The organism is Peribacillus acanthi (assembly GCF_003073175.1).
GTDB lineage: Bacteria > Bacillota > Bacilli > Bacillales > DSM-1321 > Bacillus_BN > Bacillus_BN acanthi.
The window spans coordinates 141,896-162,508 of the sequence record NZ_QBBX01000008.1; the positions used below are offsets into that span (position 1 = coordinate 141,896).

Below are 20,613 nucleotides of genomic sequence, written 5' to 3' on the forward strand. Positions count from 1 at the left end.
AACGAGTATGAGTAGAAGCGAAGATTTAATTGTTCAAACAGAGAAATATGGTGCAAACAACTATCATCCACTTCCAATCGTGATTTCAGAAGCGGAAGGTGTTTGGGTCAAGAACCCTGAAGGAAAAAAATATATGGATATGCTTAGTGCATATTCTGCAGTAAACCAAGGTCATCGCCATCCGAAAATCATTCAAGCATTAAAGGACCAAGCAGATCGCGTAACATTGACTTCACGCGCATTTCACAATGATCAATTGGGACCATGGTATGAAAGAGTATGTGAACTGACGAAAAAAGACATGGCTTTACCGATGAATACAGGTGCTGAAGCGGTGGAAACAGCTGTGAAGGCTGCTAGACGTTGGGCATATGACGTTAAAGGTGTTGCGGATAATCAAGCTGAAATCATCGCATGTATTGGAAACTTCCATGGTCGTACGATGACGGCTGTATCGCTATCTTCTGAAGAAGAGTACAAACGTGGATTCGGACCGATGCTTCCTGGAATTAAGCTAATTCCTTATGGTGATTTGGATGCTTTGAAAGAAGCGATCTCTCCTAATACAGCAGCATTTTTAATTGAACCAATCCAAGGTGAAGCGGGAATCGTCATTCCAAAAGAAGGCTTCATGAAAGCTGCATTCGAACTTTGTAAAGAAAGCAATGTCTTATTTATTGCTGATGAAATCCAAGCTGGCTTAGCTCGTTCTGGTAAAATGTTTGCGTGTGAATGGGAAGACGTTGATCCGGATATGTACATTCTTGGAAAAGCACTAGGCGGAGGGGTCTTCCCAATTTCCTGTGTAGTAGCTAATAAAGATGTATTAGGTGTCTTCAATCCAGGTTCCCATGGTTCTACTTTTGGTGGAAATCCAATGGCATGTGCGGTTTCAATAGCTGCACTGGATGTATTGGTGGAAGAAAACTTAGCAGCTCGTTCTCTGGAGCTAGGGGAGTATTTCGCTTCAAAATTAAAAGAAATCAAAAACCCAATCATTAAAGAAGTTCGTGGTCGTGGTTTATTTATTGGTGTTGAATTACATGAGCCGGCTCGTAAATACTGCGAGCAGTTAAAAGAAGAAGGCTTACTATGTAAAGAAACTCATGATACAGTAATTCGCTTTGCTCCTCCACTTGTAATTACAAAAGAAGAGTTGGATTGGGCAATTGAAAGAATTCAAAAGATATTAGGATAATTTAAGTGAAAAACCCCAAGGAATCCCTTTAACTGAGGATTTCTTGGGGTTTTCTTTATGCTTTCTGAATGATATCTGAAAAACAATGCTCTCCCCCAAAAAAAGTATAAAGGGGATAACCATTTCATAAAAAGTTGAAGTAGCACCCGCTTCTAGGTCTCTAGACGTAGACAAAAATGACCTACAGTACCAATTTATTCCTGTTGTTTTTTCGATTAAGATAAAGAAGGTAAAGGAAAACGTGTATTTAAAGGGGATTTTGACATGAAATCAATTATTAGATTTAGTTTGAAAAACACAGTAGCTTTATTGTTGCTAACGTTTATGATTATCGGGGGAGGGATTTATTCGGTCAAAATGATTAACATCGAAAAATATCCGAATGTAGACATCCCTTATATGACGGTAATTGTCCCGTATCCTGGTGCATCTCCAGAGCAATCCATTACGGATATAGGAGAGCCTTTAGAACGAGAATTGATGAAGCTTGATGGAGTTGAAAATGTATATACAGATGGCGTAGCGAACGCAGCCTACTCCACGATCGAGTTCGACATGAGTGTGAATATGAAGGAAGTAGAAAGTGTAGTACGTACAGCTGCAGAAAAAGTCAATTTGCCTGAAGGAGCAAAAGATATTGAAGTTGTTCAACAAGGCATTGAACCTGATCCATCTATTTATACATTAGGGGTATATGGTGGTGCGCAAGAGGAAACTGAAAAACTAGTCAAAAGTAAAATGATTCCACTTTTAGAAGGTATTGAAGGTGTGAACAAGGTTGAAGCGGATGGGATTACAGACAAAAAAGTATTCGTTCGTGTGCTGCCTGATAAATTATCTGAAAAAGGATTGACCATGGATGATGTGAAAAATGCCATCCTAGCAAACTCCCTTTCTATCCCTACTGGTGACGTTACATTATCAGGTCAAGTTCTTCCTGTCAGAGTTAGCAAAGAGCTTACCAGTGTGGAAGACATACAGAACATTACAATGTTTGCACCTGGAGCTCCTACAACAGATAGAAAACCAGCTGTTGTAACTATTAGTTTGAAAGAAGTTGCTGAAGTTGTTTACGAACCTGTAAACAGCATGAATTTTACAAGAATCAATGGAAAAGAAGGTCTGCGTGTAAGGGTCACTGCTGAAACAGGTGCAAATATTGTAAGTATCGTAGAAAATATTGAAAAAGAACTAAAAGATTTTTCAGTACCAAATAATATTGATATTGAAACTCTAAGTGATCAATCTAAAGAGATTAAAGAGTCTGTTTATGCGATGTTAAGAGAAGCAGTTTTAGGTGCTGGAATGGCTGTTTTAGTCACATTGCTATTTTTAAGAAACATACGATCTACACTGATTGCGGTCATTTCCATTCCGTTATCCATTTTAGCTTCATTGACATTCTTGAACATGCTTGGATACACGTTGAACATCATGACCTTGGCTGGAATAGCAGTTGCGGTTGGTCGAGTTGTTGATGACTCCATTGTCGTAATCGAAAACGTATTTCGAAGAGTTCGTGCTGCTAAGGAAAGAAACGAAGAATTGGTTGAAACATCCACGAGAGAAGTGGCTTCAGCAATTACATCTTCAACTATTACAACTGTAGCTGTCTTCTTGCCTATGGCATTTGTTCCTGGCATTGTAGGGAAGATGTTTGCTCCGCTTGCTTGGACTATTGTGATATCACTGTTATTCTCGTTATTAGTAGCGATAACAATTGTTCCATTGCTATCAAAGATGTTTCTTTTGAAAATTACAGAAAAAGAACACAAAGAAGGTTTTTTACAGAAAGCATACCGAAATATCTTAAATAAAGTATTAAATCATCGTTTAATCACTCTTGCGGTAGCGATTCTTTTACTTGCTAGTTCAGTCGCGGTCATTGCACCAAAGCTAGGAACGACATTCCTTCCACAGGAGAAAGTTGTTAACTATGATATTAAGGTTACTATGGAAAAAGGGACAGCACCAAAAATAACAAGTGATGTAGCTGCTGAAATAGAAGAATCGTTATTAAAAATGAAAGAGATTGAGAAGATTAGTACGAGTGTGAATGGTGAATATGAGAGTGCCTTAATCAGTTTTAAAGTAAAAGATTCTACAGAGAATATTGAAGGTTTCATCGAGGGATTAAGACAAGATTTAAAAGGATATAAAAAGGCGAAAGAAGTCTCCTTGACTGGTGTAGGAGGTATGGGTGGCGGAGAGTCACAATTTATGTTGATTGTAAATGGTTCTGACTTAAAAGACATACAAACAGCAAGTAATCAAATGGTTGATTCCTTGAAGGATATTAAAGGTATGGCAGATGTGCGTACATCCATGGAAGGTGACGAACCTGAAATTGAATTGGAAATGAACGAAGAGAAGCTTAAGAATAATGGTTTGATGCCAGCGCTAGTCGGAAAAGGATTACGCGAAGTCATTGTAGGAGATACCATTTCAACTATGACTATCCAGGAAGAGAAGCAGGATATTGCCTTAACAGTAAAGATGGATCAGTTAGATTCACTTGAGGATCTTGGGGAGCTTACTATTAAGAACGCTTTTGGGCTTCCTGTGAAAATTAAGGATATTGGAACGCTTAAAAAAGTAGAAAATAGAATGGTCATTTCCCACTTGAATGGAAATGAATATGTAATGGTTGTTGGTCAAATTACTGATGCTAATACAGGGGAAGTGACGAAAAAAGCGGATGAAGCTATCGCTGGGTTAAAACTTCCTAAAGGTGTTTCTTACTACAAAGAAGGTGCATCAGCAGCGATGGAAGAAGGTTTCATCAATATGGCATTGGCTATTGGGGTGAGTATCTTCTTCGTATACATTACCATGGTTATCGCGTTTGGTGAAGGAAAAGCCCCATTTGTCATCTTATTCGCAATTCCGTTTTCAATCATTGGGGCATTATTAGGGTTGTATGCTGTAGGAGAGCCAATCGGGATGCCTGCCATGATTGGGCTACTCATGTTAAATGGAATCGTTGTAACAAATGCAATCGTACTAATAGACCGAGTGAAACAAAATGAAAGAAAAGGCATATTCGGTCGAGAAGCAATTATAGAAGCAGGAGCGGTACGTTTAAGACCAATTCTTATGACAGCTGTAGCAACTGTTGGAGCATTAATTCCTATGGCAGTTTCGAGCCATGCAGGAATCGTTTCGTCCTCACTTGCCGTGGTTGTTATTGGAGGTCTAGCAACATCAACCATGTTAACTTTAATTATCGTTCCAGTATTATATAGTCTATTCCATCCTCAAAAGAAACAAAAGAAAATCGTTGAGGAATCTCTGCCTAAAGCAGTTTAATCACAGAGGAGCCATTGGATTGTATCTGATGTGCTCCTTTTTCTTTATTATGGGAAGGGAATCAGAAACATAATATTGAATTATCTAGTGGAATAATGTTTTTAGAAACGGATAGGTACATTATGAAACATAAACAAAATCTAATTTTTTTAGTAATCTTATTATTGTCAGTCTCAGGTATTATCATGATTTATCAAAAGCCAGAAACTCCGACTCCTTCAAAGGAAGTTTCAGTTCCAGTGGATTCGGAAGAAACTAGCTATGTCACACATGAGTATAATTTGAAGGGTGAGACCGCGTTGAGACTGGATAGTTGGGTTGGAAATGTGGAAATCAAACCTTCTAACAATGACAAATTAGTAATCAATTTGACTGATAGGTCTGAGAAGTCCGATACCTTTTTCACTATAAAAGATAATGGTGAGGAAATTATTATTGGTCAAAAGGGAAAAAGTAAAGCGAATCTTACCATTTTAGTCCCTGCCTCTATAGAGGAGATTGGAGGAACCATTGAAAAGGGGAATTGGTGGGCGTCCTTACCTAGTATCAAAAAATTAAATCTAAAAACAGAGCTGGGGAACGTATCCATTCAATTAGAACAATTAGATGCTAAAGGAGACTATATCCTTGTATCGGAAATTGGTGCGATCGTGGCTCGATTACCGCAAGGATCAAAGATAAAATTAGGAGCACCGGTAGACTTAGTGAACGTGGAAGAATCATCCCAGGGAGTGAGATTTTTTGCCCGAGTGGTTAGTGGGGGAATGGCTCTCCCATTCATATACAGTGGGAATATTAAAAAAGAGGATAACCCAGAACTAGTTCTTCAACCTGAAGAAATGAAAAAGGATTTAGATGTATTATTTACATCTTTAGAAAATACGCATTATGTGTATCAAAGGCGCACTGATGAGAGTTTAAGGCAACAATCTGTCAATAAGATAACTCAGCCTATGTCTAAGTTGGAATTTTTTCATCTAATTACAGATATCATGGTAAACCTTCATGATGGACATACGAATGTAATTGGAATTGGTTTTACAGCCTTTCAAGTCCCGAAAGTTTTTTGGGGGAATGAAGGAATCTTGGTAATGGAAGATAGTGGGGAATTCCGTTTAGGTGATGAAATCCTATCCGTTGGAGGAAAAAATAAAGAAGAATTATTTTTGTTGGCTAAAGAAATTGTACCTGCTGAACATGATGGTTGGATTCGTGCTGTTGGATTTGAAAGATTGAGCATAAAACAATTTGCTATGAATCGTGGTTTAATTTCCGAAGAGCAACCAAATCTCCCTATTGTAGTAAAGCGTGGAAATAAAAAAATAGAGATTTTTGTTAAAGAACGCAAAGTTAGTGAAAGTAGCATAGAGGAAAGGTTGTTTTCGCAAAAGGTGATTCCTCCGTATTCTTGGGAGATTAAAGATAGGATTGGTATTTTCACACTTAACCAGAGTATAGCCTCTGAGGGGTATAGGGAGTCATTAAGAGAATTCTTTAAAGAAGTGCATAAACAAAATGTAAAAAAAATAGCTGTAGATATACGAGAGAATACAGGTGGGTCAGATTTAACTATTGATTGGTTTATCGCTCACTTGAATGTCAATCAGTATAAAAATATTGGCGATGTAATCACCAAGAATGAAAAAGTGTCTGATATAAGAAGTTTTAATGGAAAAGTGTACTTACTAACTTCACACAAGACATTCAGTTCTGGTTCAGATTTTGCAACTGTGTTTAAGGCCAATAATCTAGGAAAGATTATTGGGCAATCACCAGGGAACAATGCATCTTTTGGAGGAAATATTCAAAACGTATATTTGGACCAAAGTGGTTTGACAGCTGTTATTCCAACCAACCATGCTAAGGCCCCGTTACCTTCAAATGAACAATACGTCCCAATAAAGCCGGATATTGAAGTTGAATGGACAAAAGCTTCCTTGTTGAAAAAATCAGATCCTTGGGTGGATGTGATTCGGAATTAAACAAAAATGCAGACTGAGTAATCAGCCTGCATTTTTGTTATTTTGTTGGTCTTGCTTCGGGTTCACGTTCAAATTCTTCACTCGGTTTAAACAGTAAACCAAGGTTGATTAGACCTGCAATTCCGACTAAACCATAAATAATACGTGCTAGAGCGCTATCTTGACCGCCAAAAATGGCAGCTACTAAATCAAATTGGAAAAATCCAATTAACCCCCAGTTTACTGCACCGATGATAGTTAAAACAAGTGCAATGCGTTGAATTCCACTCATGGTGATAATCCTCCTTAAGTATGTTTCATTTACTTTTAGAATGTATCCCAGAGAGAATTATATACATGGAGGAAAAATTTTTTTAGGACATATTTTTTGTATTTGAGAGGGTAGATGTACATAATGAAAAGTGGAGGTGCGAAAATGCAAAGTTTTATTTATAGAAATCCGACTAAATTAATTTTTGGTAAAGATACATTAATCGAATTGAAGAATGAAATCCCAGAATACGGTAAAAAAATTCTTCTCGTATATGGTGGAGGAAGCATTAAGAAAAGTGGTTTGTACGATAAGGTGATTGCAGAATTACAGAGTATTGACACAGTAGTGTATGAGTTAGCTGGTGTCGAACCGAATCCACGTATTTCTACAGTACGTAAAGGTGTAGAGATTTGTAAAAGTGAAGGAATCGACTTTTTATTAGCAGTTGGCGGCGGTTCAGTCATTGATTGTACAAAAGCGATTGCTGCTGGTGCAAAATATGAAGGAGATGCTTGGGATATCGTTACAAAAAAAACTGAGGTCAAAGATGCTCTACCTTTTGGCACAGTGTTGACGCTAGCTGCGACAGGATCGGAAATGAATTCTGGTTCTGTTATCACAAATTGGGAAACGCAGGAGAAGTACGGGTGGGGAAGTCCACTTGTTTATCCGAAGTTTTCCATCCTTGATCCTACGCATACCTTTACAGTGCCTAAGGACCAAACCATTTATGGAATCGTTGATATGATGTCTCACGTGTTTGAGCAGTATTTCCACCAAACAACGAACACACCTTTGCAAGACCGTATGTGTGAAGCGGTCTTGAGTACAGTTATTGAAACTGCACCAAAGCTATTGAATGATTTAGAAAACTATGAGTATCGTGAAACGATTCTATATTCGGGTACAATCGCTCTTAATGGTTATCTTCAAGTGGGTGTTCGAGGAGATTGGGCAACCCATAATATAGAGCATGCGGTATCAGCTATTCATGATATCCCTCACGCAGGTGGATTAGCTATTCTTTTCCCTAATTGGATGAAACATACGATGCATGAACGAATCGAGCGTTTCACACAATTAGCCCTTCGAGTATTTGGGGTTGATCCTGAAGGAAAAACGGATGAACAGATTGCTATAGAAGGAATCGATAAAATTAGTGAGTTCTGGAGTTCGTTAGGAGCGCCTAACTGCTTAGCAGATTACAATATTGATGAGTCTACGTTGGATTCCATGGCTGATAAAGCGATGGTATATGGAGAGTTTGGGAATTTTAAAAAATTGACTCGTAAGGATGTTCTAGCTATCTATAGAGCATCATTATAAAAATTATGTCAGGATGGTCTAGGTTGGCAGTTAAACCTGACCATCCTTTTCGATTAAACTTTACCATGTTTTCTTGATTATATATGAGTCATTGGTTAAAGTGATTATGTAAATCTTTATAGTTGGAGGGTTCAGATGACGCACATTCAATTTGATTATTCAAAAGCATTGTCTTTTTTTGGTGAACATGAACTTACATATTTGCGTGATGCGGTAAAGGTAGCACATCACTCTTTACATGAAAAAACAGGTGCTGGAAACGACTTTTTAGGCTGGGTTGAGCTGCCTACTAACTATGATAAAGAAGAATTTGACCGAATTCAAAAGGCTGCAGAAAAGATCAAAAATGATTCTGAAATTCTAATTGTTATTGGGATTGGTGGATCGTATTTAGGCGCAAGAGCGGCTATCGAAATGCTGGGGCACAGTTTTTATAATGTGCTTTCAAAAGAGCAACGAAAAACGCCACAAATCGTATTTGCAGGCAATAATATCTCCTCTTCCTATATGAAGGATTTGATGGATGTTCTAAAGGATAAGGATTTTTCAGTTAATGTAATTTCTAAATCGGGTACTACTACAGAACCTGCTATTGCGTTCCGTATTTTCAAGAAAATGTTAGAAGAGAAATATGGTGTTGAGGAAGCTCGTAAACGGATTTATGCAACAACTGATAAAGCTCGAGGTGCTTTAAAGACGTTAGCAGATGAAGAAGGTTATGAAACGTTCGTCATTCCTGATGATGTCGGTGGTAGATATTCTGTCTTAACGGCAGTAGGATTACTGCCGATTGCTGTAGGTGGAGTGGACATCGAAAGCATGATGAATGGTGCAAGTGCAGCTCAAGAAGAATATAGCTCTTCTGAGTTAGAGGTGAATGCTGCATATCAATACGCAGTTGTTAGAAATGCTCTTTATAATAAAGGGAAAACAATCGAAATGCTGATAAATTATGAGCCAGGACTCCAATACTTCTCGGAATGGTGGAAGCAGCTTTTTGGAGAATCGGAAGGTAAAGATCAAAAAGGAATTTTCCCTGCATCTGCGAACTTCTCGACAGATCTTCATTCATTAGGACAATATGTTCAAGAAGGCAGACGTGATCTATTTGAGACCATCATCAAAGTTGAAAAGCCACGTCATGAACTTACAATTGAGGAAGAGAAAAGTGATTTAGATGGGCTAAATTATTTGGCTGGTAAAACAGTAGATTTTGTTAATAATAAAGCATTTGAGGGTACGATGCTTGCACATACTGACGGTGGGGTGCCTAATTTAATTGTAAGTATTCCAGCGATGGACGCATACACTTTCGGATACCTTGTATACTTCTTTGAAAAAGCATGTGCGATGAGCGGCTATTTATTAGGGGTCAATCCATTTGATCAACCAGGTGTAGAAGCGTACAAAGTAAACATGTTTGCTTTACTTGGAAAACCTGGGTACGAAGAAAAGAAAGCGGAATTAGAAAAAAGATTATAATCGATTTGGGAACTAGGGGCTATTCTAGTTCCCTTTTTAAAATAGAATTTTGGATTTTCGACAAGTTGGGATTAAAGTGTTAGGAGTCGGGAATATATTGCGGAAAGTCGGGAAAATATTATTCGAAGTTAGGATTATCTGACAGCAAGTCGGGAATAACCATAGGCATACGGCTTTTTCAGCCATGCTTGCTCTTCGTTTCTTTGTTTTATTTTCCGAGTTTTGGTTATCCTAAGGGAAAATGCTACAAGGAGTGAGCAGAGTGATTGAAATTCCATCAAGGATCGAAGGGAAAACGTATACCTTATATGATTTGGAACAGAAGCTAAAACCAGCAGGTTATGATATAGGTGGGAACTGGGATTATGACCACGGATATTTTGATTATAAAATAGATAGTGAAGTTGGTTATCAATACTTAAGGGTTCCTTTTACATCCATAGATGGACAGCTGGATGCGAGGGGAGCAACCGTGAGAATGGGGCGTCCATTATTATTATCCCACAAGTATCAAATTGGTTTAGATGATAATGCGGACTCAGGGAATTTTTCTGCTTCATTCAATCAATTTTCTGAGCCTCAGGATCCTGATGCGACTTTCCCTGAAAAATACATCGACCTTGGCAAAGAACTTGTGAAAGAACTGGAAACCTTATTAGGGATTTAATCGGTTTAAAGACCGCTAGCAAAAAATGGGCTAGCGGTCTTTATTAATTAGTTAATTCTTTTAATTGGTCTAAAATCACTTTACTGCTGATTGAATTCGTTTGGATGATACGGTCAGCACCAGCCCGGTATGCATTAGCGACTTGGTCTGTCGTTAATATTTCAACAATACAAAAAATTCTTGGGTTTAACCCTTTTACTGAAAGTAGGGCAAGAATGGAAAACATATCTGTTTGGAATTCGTTTTGTTGGAAGTCTGCCGTGATAATTACACTCTCGGCGCTTTGGACATTTGCCTTTTTTAAAATCTCGTCTGAAGTGGCATTCCCTTTGATAAAATGAACGTCCTTTTTTCTTAGGGGATGATCTTGAAGTGTTTGATCGATTAATACGATGGATGGATGTGTTTGCCTTTCTAGAAGAGCATCAATAATGACTCGAGACCTTTCGTTCCAACCTACAACAATCGTGTGATCTTTTCTATTATAATCAAGCTTTCCGTGCATAAAACTCTCCTCCGATTTTACGGCGATTGCAGCTAGGCTTACAAAATATGTGGTGACGAATCCAGCGCCTGTAATGATTAACAGCACCCCTACCACTTGGCCTGCGACAGTTTTAGGAGCATAATCGCCAAATCCCACTGTAGAAGTTGTAACAACTGCCCACCAAATTCCTTCCCAATATGTAGGGAAACTTTCTGGCTCAATATAATGAATTATCCATCCAAAAAAGCAAATTAATATGCTCACAATTACAAATAAACGTAAAAGAGTTGGAACTCTTGACGTGATGTATCTGACTAATCCTAACATTGCCATTCCACCTTCAACATGCTTCTCCCCATTATGTTCAAATATTAATGAAAACATAAGGGAGGATTATAAAAATGTAGGTTTATGTAAGGTTATTTAACATGAATTCATTAATTTTTCTAATAATTTTGAAAAATTAGTTGATTTTTTTTAATATCGATAATAATATAAGAAAAATAAGAAGTTTATGTTAGAAAACCTAACATAAGGGATGGGAGGAAAAAAGAAATGCAAATGGCTGATTCCGTTTTTATGTTTTTGGCAACCTTAATTGTTTGGATTATGACACCAGGGATTGCTCTTTTTTATGGTGGGATGGTAAAAAGTAAAAATGTGTTGAGTACCGCGATGCATAGCTATGCTCCAATGGCTGTAGTTTCAATTTTGTGGGTATTAATAGGCTATTCCATTTCCTTTTCTACAGGTGGAAATGCTTTTTTCGGAAATTTGGATTGGATGGGACTTAAGGGAGTGACTTTTGAACCGAATCCTGATTACAGCGAAACGATTCCGCACAATTTATTTATGATGTTTCAAATGACTTTTGCGGTGTTGACAGTAGCAATCATTTCAGGTGCTGTAGCAGAAAGAATGAAGTTTTCAGCATTCATTTTATTTACTATCATTTGGTCAGTGATTGTCTATGCTCCTGTTGCCCACTGGGTTTGGGGTGTAGGAGGTTGGCTGCGTGAATTAGGGGCATTGGATTTTGCTGGTGGTAACGTCGTCCATATTTCTTCTGGAGTTACAGGGTTGGTATTAGCGATTATGCTAGGAAAAAGAAAAGAAGCCCACGAAAGTGGTCCTCATAACATTCCATTAACTGTACTTGGTGCTACCTTAATCTGGTTTGGTTGGTATGGTTTTAATGTAGGAAGTACATTAACCTTGAATGAAGTTGCCATGGTTGTCTTTATCAATACTGCCGTTGCTGCAGCAGCTGGGATATTAGGTTGGATTTTGGTGGAGTGGTTGATAAATCGTAAGCCGACGATGGTTGGATCACTTTCAGGTGCGATTGCAGGTCTAGTTGCCATAACGCCTGCATGTGGATTTGTAACACCAGCATCGTCTATCCTAATTGGTTTGATTAGTGGAGCCGTTTGCTTTTGGGGAGTTATTTTCTTGAAGAAGAAATTAGGTTACGATGATGCCCTTGATGCCTTTGGACTACACGGGATTGGCGGTACTTGGGGAGGAATTGCAACAGGATTATTTGCAACAACATCGGTGAACGAGGCAGGTGCAAATGGTTTATTGTATGGAGATGCAAGCCTTATCTGGAAACAACTCGTTGCGGTGCTAGCAACATACGTATTTGTAGCAGTAGTGACGTTTGTAATTGTGAAAGTAATCCACGTACTTGTACCAATTCGAGTGAACGAGGAAGAAGAGAAGGTAGGTCTTGACCTAACTCTACATGGAGAAAAGGCTTATCATTAAAAAGCGTGTTAAATGTAGCAGAGTGATTCTTTGTAGAGATTGCTCTGCTTTTTTGTTTTTGAAAATTACTAAAATTTGTATTTTTTGTAACGTAAAAAATGGTATTTCGTCTAATGTTTGTAAGCGCGCTATTAAGCCTCTGTTTTTTTAAAATTATCGAAAACTCTTGCAAATATTGGATAATTAAGGAAAAATATAGAAGATAACTTAATGAGGGAGAGTCTATATGGTAGTGATTCGGATGATAGTTTCACTGATTGCTTTAGCATCCAGTATTGTATTTCTATTTGTATTTCCACAATTATTAATGCATGGAGAGAAACCAAAGGATGGAAGAATTACAGGTGTGGAACCTATTCTGAAGGATTTGTTTGATGGTTTAAAACATCTAGACCTTCAAATGATGATTGATTATTGGAAAGTTCCGATGGTCTATGAGGGTCTCTCATATACCATGACTTTATTGGTTATTTCTTTATTTGTTACTAGTGTTGTAGGAGTCATTCTTGCGATAGTAATTCACTCTTTACCAGCCAAATGGAGTACATATATTAATAGAGTTTTAAATCTTTTTGAAGGAGTACCGGATCTATTAATTATTTTTGTGTTACAAGTACTAGTAATTGCGTTATATAAAAGTACAGGAATTAAGTTTTTGAAATTATACGGAATTGGTCAAACACCATATTTTGTTCCGATATTTATCATTTCCGTGCTACCTGGAATATTTATGACAAAATTCTTTGTCAAAGTAATAGGTGAAGAATTAAAAAAGGATTATATATTAGTAGCGAAAGCGAAAGGATTAGGAATGGGGCGTTTATTGTTTACACATGTAATACGCAATACAGTTCCATTTTATTTATTGCAAGTGCGATTTATTATATGGATGATGTTGTCACAAATCGTTTTGGTTGAATCTTTATTTTCCCTTCATGGTTTTTCGGATATGGTGTTCTATTCATTATTTAAAAGTGAATATAGTCCTTTAATATTCATAAGTATCCTAACCTATATTGGACCTTTATTGGTAATTGAAATCATTATTCGATTCGCCAAAGGACGAAATAGAGAGGTGAATAGTCTATGAGAACTTTAATTAGAAGAATATGGGCATGGAAGTTCCTATTTATCACAATTATAGTATTGGGAGTTTTGTTGATTGTAAGTTTTTATGTTTCTTCTTTAAATTTGGAGCCTAAAACAGAGAATTTGGTTATATTTGATAACAACGGGAAAGCGCTCGCAAAGGCTCCCTTTCCGCCTTCTTCTGAGTTTCTTTTAGGTACTGACAGAAGTGGATATAAAGTTGACCATATGCTGTTAATCGGGGCGAAATTTACGATTTTAGCGGGATTGGGTATTACTTTATTAAGGGTGACGATTGGAAGTGTTATTGGTTTATTTCTTTCAATGTATGCCAGGAAAGTTCGTTTTGTTGTTGAGGCGTTTTCGTTACCGTTCAAATATATACCTGCCCTTATCGTTGCGATGTTTTTGATGAATCCAGTCGTCCGTTCGTACATTAGTGTTGATCTCCTGAAACTAGTCAGTGTGCAAATCATCATCCTGGTGGTGATTGCCCTCCCATCGGTGATAACATGGAGTTCCGATCTAGTAGACAAATTACGTGAAACCTCATATGTGCAAAGTTCTTTATTGTTAGGTGCATCGCCATGGCATATCATACGTAAACATCTCCTGCCTCATTTAAAGGTCTATGGGGGAATACTTTTTCTACAGCAATTCATTCAGACATTAACTCTAATGATGTACTTGGGAGTTTTTGGCTACTTTATAGGTGGCTCGGTATTTGCTAGCGTGATAAAAGATGAGAATGTGGATAAGGGAAGTTTGGTTAATGAATGGGCCGGTTTAATTGGTTTCTATCGAAAAGAATATTTAATGGCACCGTGGCTTGTTCTATTTCCAATGCTTTGCTTCTTTCTTTTAATCATGTTAGCCAGTCTAACTGTGAAAGAGTGGGAAAAAAATACTGTTTTAGGTGTAAAATTGCCTCTAAAAGAAAAAGAGAAGATTAATTCTGACAAAAAGAAATCGGTCTCTTTTACTTTTGTGAATAAGGAAATTGGTAGAGAAATATAACATTTTTATATTTTTCAACTCATGGAGCACTGGTAAAATACCGGTGTTTTTTCTTTGAGCGCTGTTAACCTTTCCTGCTAAGTCTTTTCGCTTAGATTGTTTGTTGTGATCATTAACAAAGGGGTTTAATACATTTTTTAAAAAATATGGGAAAAATAAGCTTTCCTTTTTATTATTTATGTATTATGATTTAAGTGTACTAATACTCGTAGTACACACAGTACAGAGTGAGGGTGATAACGGTTGTTTGAATTAGATATGAGAAGCCGACAGCCAATCTATGAGCAGCTTGTGGATAAGCTAAAAGAATTAATCATCAGTGAAGTTTTGAAGGCTGATGAACAGCTACCATCTGTACGTACATTGGCGCAACAGTTAACGATTAATCCAAATACGATTCAAAAGGCGTACCGGGAATTAGAAGTGCAAGGATATATATACTCCGTGAAAGGGAGGGGGAGCTTTGTGAACCCAAATAGTCTTGTGATTAATTCAGAAAAGTTGGAAACAGTGAAGAAAGAGCTCTTAAAAGTGTTATCTGAGGCCATGTATCTTGGATTAAAGGCGGATGATGTAATAGCCCTTGTTCGTGAGCTAGATGCCTCTATAGGAGGGACTTCAGAAGTATGATTGAAATTAATCAATTGTTTAAAATGTTTGAAGAAAATGTTGTTGTGGACGGTGTGTCCTTCTCAGTAGAAAAAGGATCGATTTACGGTTTGCTTGGTTCAAATGGTGCAGGCAAAACAACACTTATGAAGATACTTGCAGGAATCTATAAACAAGACACTGGAACAGCGGTCATCAACGATGAAATAGTTTTTGAAAACCTAAATATAAAAAACACACTCATTTTCATGCCAGACATCCCGTTCTTTTTTTCTCATTACACCACAAAGCAAATGGCTGACTATTATTCAAACATCTATCCGCAGTGGAATTGGGATAGATTTGAGAAATTACACGCGATGTTTGATATTGATGTTAACAAAAAGGTTCAGCGTTTCTCAAAAGGAATGCAAAGACAGGTAGCGTTTTGGTTAGCATTTTCCTCCATGCCAGATGTGTTACTACTAGATGAACCATTTGACGGTTTAGACCCTGTCATTAGGAAAAAAGTAAAAAACCTGTTAGTCCAAGATGTTGCTGATCGTGAGATGACAGTAATGATTTCGTCACACAACTTAAGGGAAGTTGAGGATATCTGTGACCATATCGGAATTCTTCATAAAGGAAAAATGATGCTTGAAAAAGATCTGGATGATTTAAAATCGGATGTCCATAAAATCCAGGTTGCATTTAAAGAGGAACCAGAGCAAGTTTTCGAAAGTTTGAAGGTGCTTCATCAAGAAAGAAGAGGCAGTGTAATCTTATGTGTGGTGCGTGGTAAAGAGGAAGAAATTGAAAAACATTTTAGAACACTTCATCCAGTCCTGTTTGACATGCTTCCATTAACGTTAGAAGAAATTTTCATTTACGAAATGGGGGAAGCAGGCTATGCCATCGACAACTTACTCGTTTAACAAGGAAATTCTAAAACAAGTTGTAAGAGGTAGTGGCTGGGTAGGGCTGATATATTTTATTGGGTTATTCTTTTCAGTACCTTTGCAGATGATCATGATGGACACGGATTACTATCATTATAGGAATATAAGAAATCCATTTTCTTATTTTTTTGAAATCCAATACTTTATGATGATTGGTGTTCCACTACTGTTAAGTATTTTCTTGTTTTCTTATCTTCATAATAAACAAGCAGCGGATTTTATGCATAGTCTTCCGGTAAAACGTGCTAAATTATTTAACCAATATTTACTAGTGGGAATCATGCTGTACATAATCCCAGTATTAATTAATGGTCTACTAGTTTTAATCTTAAGGGTAACACTATCACTTCAGGAAATTCTTACTGTACAAGAAGTGTTGGCGTGGATTGGCATTACGATCCTATTCGGTTTATTTATATTCTTTGCTGGAGCGGTAATAGCCACAATTACAGGAATCGCTGTTTTTCAAGGAATCCTTACTACGATTTTTTTGTTATTCCCAACCGGTATTTTTATGTTGGTTATATATTCACTAAAATTTTTCCTTAACGGATTTGCCTATGATTACTATATGTCATCAAAAGTTTATGATTATTCCCCAATTCTCTACGCTACAAACTGGGGACGTAAAGATATTGGAGAATTAGCTGTTTGGTTATTTGGTCTTGCTATTATCGTTTTTTATGGATTAGCTTTATGGTTATATCAAAAACGAAATATTGAAAGTGCCTCGCAAGCATTAGCCTATCCAATCCTTCGGCCAATTTTCACATATGGTGTAGCATTTTGTTTTATGCTAACTGGTGGCCTGTACTTTGGAGAATCAAAAAATAGTGTTGAATGGCTAATGTTCGGATATTTATTCGGGTCATTAATTGGGTATTTTGTAGCTCGAAGTGTCATAGAAAAGACGTGGCGTGTTTTCAATCTAGTGGAATGGAAGAGGTATTCGGTTTTTTTAGTGGCAACAGCAGTTCTATATGGACTTTTCCTCATTGATTTTACAGGATTTGAAAAGAAAGTGCCTCAACTAAATGAGATAGAAAAAGTTTATATGGGGGATAATCTCCATGCTTATTTGGAAGGTACAGAATATGGAAAGATTTCTTTACTATCTAGTAAGGAAAACATTGAAAATGTAATGGCCTTACACAAGCAAATTGCCAAACTCGATCCTATTAAACAATCAAACTACCGATATTTCACCCATAAATATTTTGTATACGAAATGAAAAATGGTGATCGATTCGTCCGACAATATCGAGTTTTGGAAGATGAGAAATTGGATAACTATTATAAGCCAATTTACGAATCTAAAGAATATAAAGAAATGCAGTCACCAATTTTGAAGGTCCAGATAGAGGACGTGGATAAAATCACCATAATCCCGAATGCTCCTGTCAATAAGCGTCTTAGTGTAACAGAACAACCAAAGCTACAAGCGGTATTGGCTGCGTTAAAGAATGATATGCATGGTGTGAGCTATGAGAACATGACAAAAAAAGTAGAGCCTTCCTCAAATATTGAGGTTTTACTTAGCAACGGGAAACGCGTTTATACAGATTTGTATCCATATTATGAAGAATTAATAGCATTGTTAAAAGAGTCAGGGGACTTGGATGATGCAGTAGTAAGTTCGGATGACATTGAAGAAATTTATATTCTACCGAACGATAGAATTAGTAAGGATGAAAGAGGCTACTTTGACTACGAATTAGTTCAAAAACAGGTGTTGTCAAACGCTTCTTCATTGAAGGTGACAGATAAGGAAAAAATTGAGCAGTGCCTTCAGAACGATAATTGGGATTTAGAGAGAGGGCCTTATTTAGTGCTATATGTTTATAAAGGGAATGCCAACTATGAAATTAAGGCCATTTCGCAAAAAAACGCACCATATTTTATTAAAACCCATTTTGAAAAATAATGATTGAAGGATGGAGGCTGACGGATGAATCAACATGAGCTAGAATTTGAAGGACTATATGTTCGGTATGAAAAGATGCTAAAAGGAATCGTCCGCTCCATCATTCATGACCCTTTTTTAACGGAGGATATCGTACAGGATACGTTTATTAAGGCCTATCAAAAAATGGAGACACTCACACATTCTGATAAGATGGGTGCATGGCTTTCCATGATTGCCAGACGTACAGCAATCGATTATTTGAGAAAGGAAAAAAAGACTGAAGCCTATTTTGTAGAAGATTTCTATGAATATACGGCTTCTCCTCAACCTTCCATCGATCAAATCGTAGAAAATTCTGACCTCCTTGAAAAAATGTACGATTGTGTGAATGAATGGGACGCTTCAAAAAGACAAGTGTTTTTGTTAAAAGCCCTACATGGTATGAAGGATGAAGATATATCAGATCATATGCATATAAAATTAGGGACAGTAAAAACATGGATACATCGTTCGAGAAGATTACTAAGAACAGAGCTTGTGAATAAAAAACGCCAGTTAGCTTAATGCTAATTGGCGTTTTTTATACAAATATCAATATTATCATTAAATGATAAATATCTAGGCTATGGATATTTACAACTATATCGAACAAAATAGTAGAGAGCCTTACATTTAGATAGTCCTTAACCTCTTACCAACATTTATGTTCAATGGAGATATTGAAAAATAGGTCTGATGTCTCTATAATGAGAACTTGAGGGCTTTTGGAGGTACGTACCTCTTAAAGGCTACTTGGGTGGGAGAGGGATAAATTGAATAGAGGAGATTTACTTGCTACAGCATTGGATTCAACAGCGCTTTAGTCTTGTAGAAAACCAAACTACTGTAAAGAAGGAAATTCTTGCAGGTGCTGTTTCGTTTTTTACTATTGTCTATATCATTGCTGTCAACTCATCCATTTTGGCAGAAGCGGGTATTCCAAGAGAAGCTGGTATTATTGCAACAGCATTGGTTAGCTTTATTAGCTGTGTATTAGTTGGATTATGGTCGAACACGCCAATCATTTTAGTGCCTGGTATGGGATTAAATGCGATGTTCACCTATACCATTGTCCAGAACATGGGCTTTTCTTGGCAACAAGCTTTAGGAGTAGTAACTGTATCAGGAATACTGTTTGCAATCGTTGCATTTACACCATTAGTGACAATTTTGTCTGATTCAATCCCACAATCATTGAAGGAAGCTATTACGGTTGGTTTAGGCTTATTCCTAACAATGATTGGATTAGAAAAGGGAGGATTAATCCAAACAGGTGAACATTCCATCTTAATGATTGGTCAATTTGACAACCCTATTGTACTTGCTACGATCCTAACCTTAATTGTGACAGTTACGCTTTTTATTAAAAATGTACCTGGTAACTTTTTAATCAGCTTGCTGATTGGAACTGCTATTGCTGCAATGTTCGGACTGGTTAAATGGGAGGGCTTTGGTACAATCTCAGAAGCCACGGCTGGATTTAAAGATTTCGAAGATGTATTTTTAGCTTTTTCATTGACCAATATATGGTCGACAGCATTCTGGGTTGCTTCATTCTCATTTGCTATGGTGTTAGTGTTTGAGAACATTGGACTGGTTCATGGACATACAGCAATGATTAATAAACCAGAGAAGTTTGTTTCTGGTTACAGATCTACTGCACTTTCGTCCATATTATGTGGATTATTTGGCTCAAGTCCTTCTGTTGCTACCGTTGAAAGTGCGTCGGGAATTGCAGCTGGTGGTCGAACTGGTTTGACTGCAGTTACAACTGGTTTGTTGTTCTTAGTATCACTTTTCTTCATACCAATAATTAAAATTATTCCTGGTAGTGCGATTGCCCCAATTCTTATTATTATTGGAGCATTGATGTTGCAGAATGTGAAGCATATCAACTTTAATGATTTTACTGAAGCGTTTCCAGCTTTCTTAATCATAGTAATGATTCCATTCACTTATAGCATTGCTGATGGAATTGCATTTGGATTTATCGCATACCCAATTTTTAAACTTTTACTTGGAAAAAGAAAAGAAGTTTCATTACCGTTAATCTTGATTGCAGGACTGTTCCTACTAAACTTTGTCTTGCACTCATTTTCATAATAAAAAGAGTGTTCGAGATCTGTCTCCCTGATTCGGAGAATTTAGATCTTGGGCACTCTTTTCTTTTAACATAGCTTTTTAAATAACTTTTATTCAAGATATATTATGATAAAATCCTTTAAAAGGAGGAGAATCATGTTTAAAATTAACCGGGAAGAAAAAGAAAAAATGATTTCTGATATTCAAGCATTCTTTTTACATGAGCGAGACGAAGAGTTATCTAGATTTGCTGCAGAAAGTATACTAGATTTCTTCAAGGAAACAATTGCTCCTCATTATTACAACGCAGGAATAAATGAATCCCAAAAAATGATTGTTGAAAGAATGATGGGGATCGAAGAAGATCTTCAATCCCTTAAAAGACCGATTCGATAAAATTAATGATTTTACTGGAACTAAAATTAAATAAAAATAAATGGAGGCCCTGAGAATGAAATG

The 20,613-nt window shown here is 37.0% G+C and carries 17 protein-coding genes; 15 read left to right on the plus strand and 2 right to left on the minus strand.

The genetic code is table 11. The features are described from left to right. The first annotated feature begins 7 nt into the window (after positions 1-7). From DBX25_RS10345 to DBX25_RS10355, 3 genes are all read left to right on the plus strand, one after another. Positions 8-1,198 carry an ornithine--oxo-acid transaminase gene (locus tag DBX25_RS10345; protein ID WP_108670715.1) on the plus strand — a complete coding sequence of 397 codons (1,191 nt, stop codon included), beginning with the start codon at positions 8-10 and terminating at the stop codon, positions 1,196-1,198. A 264-nt stretch (positions 1,199-1,462) separates the two neighbouring features. Then, complete coding sequence (locus tag DBX25_RS10350) at positions 1,463-4,507, plus strand: efflux RND transporter permease subunit (RefSeq protein ID WP_108670716.1); 3,045 nt, start codon at positions 1,463-1,465, stop codon at positions 4,505-4,507. 122 nt (positions 4,508-4,629) lie between these two features. Beyond that, positions 4,630-6,489 carry a S41 family peptidase gene (locus DBX25_RS10355; protein WP_157950940.1) on the plus strand — a complete coding sequence of 620 codons (1,860 nt, stop codon included), beginning with the start codon at positions 4,630-4,632 and terminating at the stop codon, positions 6,487-6,489. Positions 6,490-6,526: 37 nt separating this feature from the next. On the opposite strand, the gene DBX25_RS10360 is transcribed toward DBX25_RS10355, so the two are convergent. Next, a complete protein-coding gene (locus tag DBX25_RS10360) occupies positions 6,527-6,760 on the minus strand; it encodes a DUF378 domain-containing protein (RefSeq protein WP_108670718.1) in 234 nt (77 codons plus the stop codon). A gap of 144 nt (positions 6,761-6,904) precedes the next feature. Between DBX25_RS10360 and DBX25_RS10365 the strand changes: the two genes are divergently transcribed. The 3 genes from DBX25_RS10365 (at position 6,905) to DBX25_RS10375 (ending at position 10,217) form a co-directional block, all read left to right on the plus strand. After that, entirely contained in the window at positions 6,905-8,068 is a 1,164-nt protein-coding gene (locus DBX25_RS10365) for an iron-containing alcohol dehydrogenase (protein WP_108670719.1), read from the plus strand. Positions 8,069-8,203: 135 nt separating this feature from the next. Beyond that, positions 8,204-9,550, plus strand: coding sequence for a glucose-6-phosphate isomerase (locus DBX25_RS10370; RefSeq protein WP_108670720.1), 1,347 nt, complete (start codon positions 8,204-8,206; stop codon positions 9,548-9,550). Positions 9,551-9,812: 262 nt separating this feature from the next. Further along, positions 9,813-10,217: a YugN-like family protein gene (locus DBX25_RS10375; protein WP_108670721.1), complete on the plus strand. Its 405-nt coding sequence runs from the start codon at positions 9,813-9,815 to the stop codon at positions 10,215-10,217. A gap of 43 nt (positions 10,218-10,260) precedes the next feature. Here DBX25_RS10375 and DBX25_RS10380 read toward each other — a convergent pair whose 3' ends face one another. Continuing rightward, the gene (locus tag DBX25_RS10380) at positions 10,261-11,031 is read right to left on the minus strand and encodes a potassium channel family protein (RefSeq protein ID WP_108670722.1); all 771 of its coding nucleotides are present in this window, start codon (positions 11,029-11,031) and stop codon (positions 10,261-10,263) included. A gap of 228 nt (positions 11,032-11,259) precedes the next feature. On the opposite strand from DBX25_RS10380, the gene DBX25_RS10385 reads away from it, so the two are divergent. The 9 genes from DBX25_RS10385 (at position 11,260) to DBX25_RS10425 (ending at position 20,550) form a co-directional block, all read left to right on the plus strand. Further along, positions 11,260-12,474, plus strand: coding sequence for an ammonium transporter (locus tag DBX25_RS10385; protein ID WP_108670723.1), 1,215 nt, complete (start codon positions 11,260-11,262; stop codon positions 12,472-12,474). Positions 12,475-12,700: 226 nt separating this feature from the next. Further along, the gene (locus DBX25_RS10390; RefSeq protein WP_108670724.1) at positions 12,701-13,564 is read left to right on the plus strand and encodes an ABC transporter permease subunit; all 864 of its coding nucleotides are present in this window, start codon (positions 12,701-12,703) and stop codon (positions 13,562-13,564) included. After that, positions 13,561-14,580, plus strand: a complete 1,020-nt coding sequence (locus DBX25_RS10395) for an ABC transporter permease subunit (RefSeq protein WP_108670725.1) — start codon at positions 13,561-13,563, stop codon at positions 14,578-14,580. Before DBX25_RS10390 ends, DBX25_RS10395 begins: the two co-directional genes overlap by 4 nt. A 243-nt stretch (positions 14,581-14,823) precedes the next feature. Then, complete coding sequence (locus DBX25_RS10400) at positions 14,824-15,210, plus strand: GntR family transcriptional regulator (RefSeq protein WP_108670726.1); 387 nt, start codon at positions 14,824-14,826, stop codon at positions 15,208-15,210. Continuing rightward, complete coding sequence (locus tag DBX25_RS10405; RefSeq protein ID WP_108670727.1) at positions 15,207-16,103, plus strand: ABC transporter ATP-binding protein; 897 nt, start codon at positions 15,207-15,209, stop codon at positions 16,101-16,103. The genes DBX25_RS10400 and DBX25_RS10405 overlap by 4 nt, the downstream gene beginning before the upstream one ends. Beyond that, positions 16,078-18,051 carry a DUF6449 domain-containing protein gene (locus DBX25_RS10410; RefSeq protein WP_108670728.1) on the plus strand — a complete coding sequence of 658 codons (1,974 nt, stop codon included), beginning with the start codon at positions 16,078-16,080 and terminating at the stop codon, positions 18,049-18,051. The genes DBX25_RS10405 and DBX25_RS10410 overlap by 26 nt, the downstream gene beginning before the upstream one ends. A 24-nt stretch (positions 18,052-18,075) precedes the next feature. Further along, positions 18,076-18,597, plus strand: coding sequence for an RNA polymerase sigma factor (locus tag DBX25_RS10415; protein WP_108670729.1), 522 nt, complete (start codon positions 18,076-18,078; stop codon positions 18,595-18,597). A 267-nt stretch (positions 18,598-18,864) separates the two neighbouring features. Beyond that, a complete protein-coding gene (locus DBX25_RS10420; RefSeq protein WP_108670730.1) occupies positions 18,865-20,175 on the plus strand; it encodes an NCS2 family permease in 1,311 nt (436 codons plus the stop codon). A 135-nt stretch (positions 20,176-20,310) separates the two neighbouring features. Further along, complete coding sequence (locus tag DBX25_RS10425; protein ID WP_157950941.1) at positions 20,311-20,550, plus strand: DUF2164 domain-containing protein; 240 nt, start codon at positions 20,311-20,313, stop codon at positions 20,548-20,550. Positions 20,551-20,613: the final 63 nt, after the last annotated feature.

Bases quoted from the DNA above. Each gene is read 5' to 3' on its own strand.
- DBX25_RS10345 (WP_108670715.1), top strand. From the start codon at position 8: ATGAGTAGAAGCGAAGATTTAATTGTTCAAACAGAGAAATATGGTGCA.
- DBX25_RS10350 (WP_108670716.1), top strand. From the start codon at position 1,463: ATGAAATCAATTATTAGATTTAGTTTGAAAAACACAGTAGCTTTATTG.
- DBX25_RS10355 (WP_157950940.1), top strand. From the start codon at position 4,630: ATGAAACATAAACAAAATCTAATTTTTTTAGTAATCTTATTATTGTCA.
- DBX25_RS10360 (WP_108670718.1), bottom strand. From the start codon at position 6,760: ATGAGTGGAATTCAACGCATTGCACTTGTTTTAACTATCATCGGTGCA.
- DBX25_RS10365 (WP_108670719.1), top strand. From the start codon at position 6,905: ATGCAAAGTTTTATTTATAGAAATCCGACTAAATTAATTTTTGGTAAA.
- DBX25_RS10370 (WP_108670720.1), top strand. From the start codon at position 8,204: ATGACGCACATTCAATTTGATTATTCAAAAGCATTGTCTTTTTTTGGT.
- DBX25_RS10380 (WP_108670722.1), bottom strand. From the start codon at position 11,031: ATGTTAGGATTAGTCAGATACATCACGTCAAGAGTTCCAACTCTTTTA.
- DBX25_RS10385 (WP_108670723.1), top strand. From the start codon at position 11,260: ATGCAAATGGCTGATTCCGTTTTTATGTTTTTGGCAACCTTAATTGTT.
- DBX25_RS10390 (WP_108670724.1), top strand. From the start codon at position 12,701: ATGGTAGTGATTCGGATGATAGTTTCACTGATTGCTTTAGCATCCAGT.
- DBX25_RS10395 (WP_108670725.1), top strand. From the start codon at position 13,561: ATGAGAACTTTAATTAGAAGAATATGGGCATGGAAGTTCCTATTTATC.
- DBX25_RS10405 (WP_108670727.1), top strand. From the start codon at position 15,207: ATGATTGAAATTAATCAATTGTTTAAAATGTTTGAAGAAAATGTTGTT.
- DBX25_RS10410 (WP_108670728.1), top strand. From the start codon at position 16,078: ATGCCATCGACAACTTACTCGTTTAACAAGGAAATTCTAAAACAAGTT.
- DBX25_RS10415 (WP_108670729.1), top strand. From the start codon at position 18,076: ATGAATCAACATGAGCTAGAATTTGAAGGACTATATGTTCGGTATGAA.
- DBX25_RS10425 (WP_157950941.1), top strand. From the start codon at position 20,311: ATGTTTAAAATTAACCGGGAAGAAAAAGAAAAAATGATTTCTGATATT.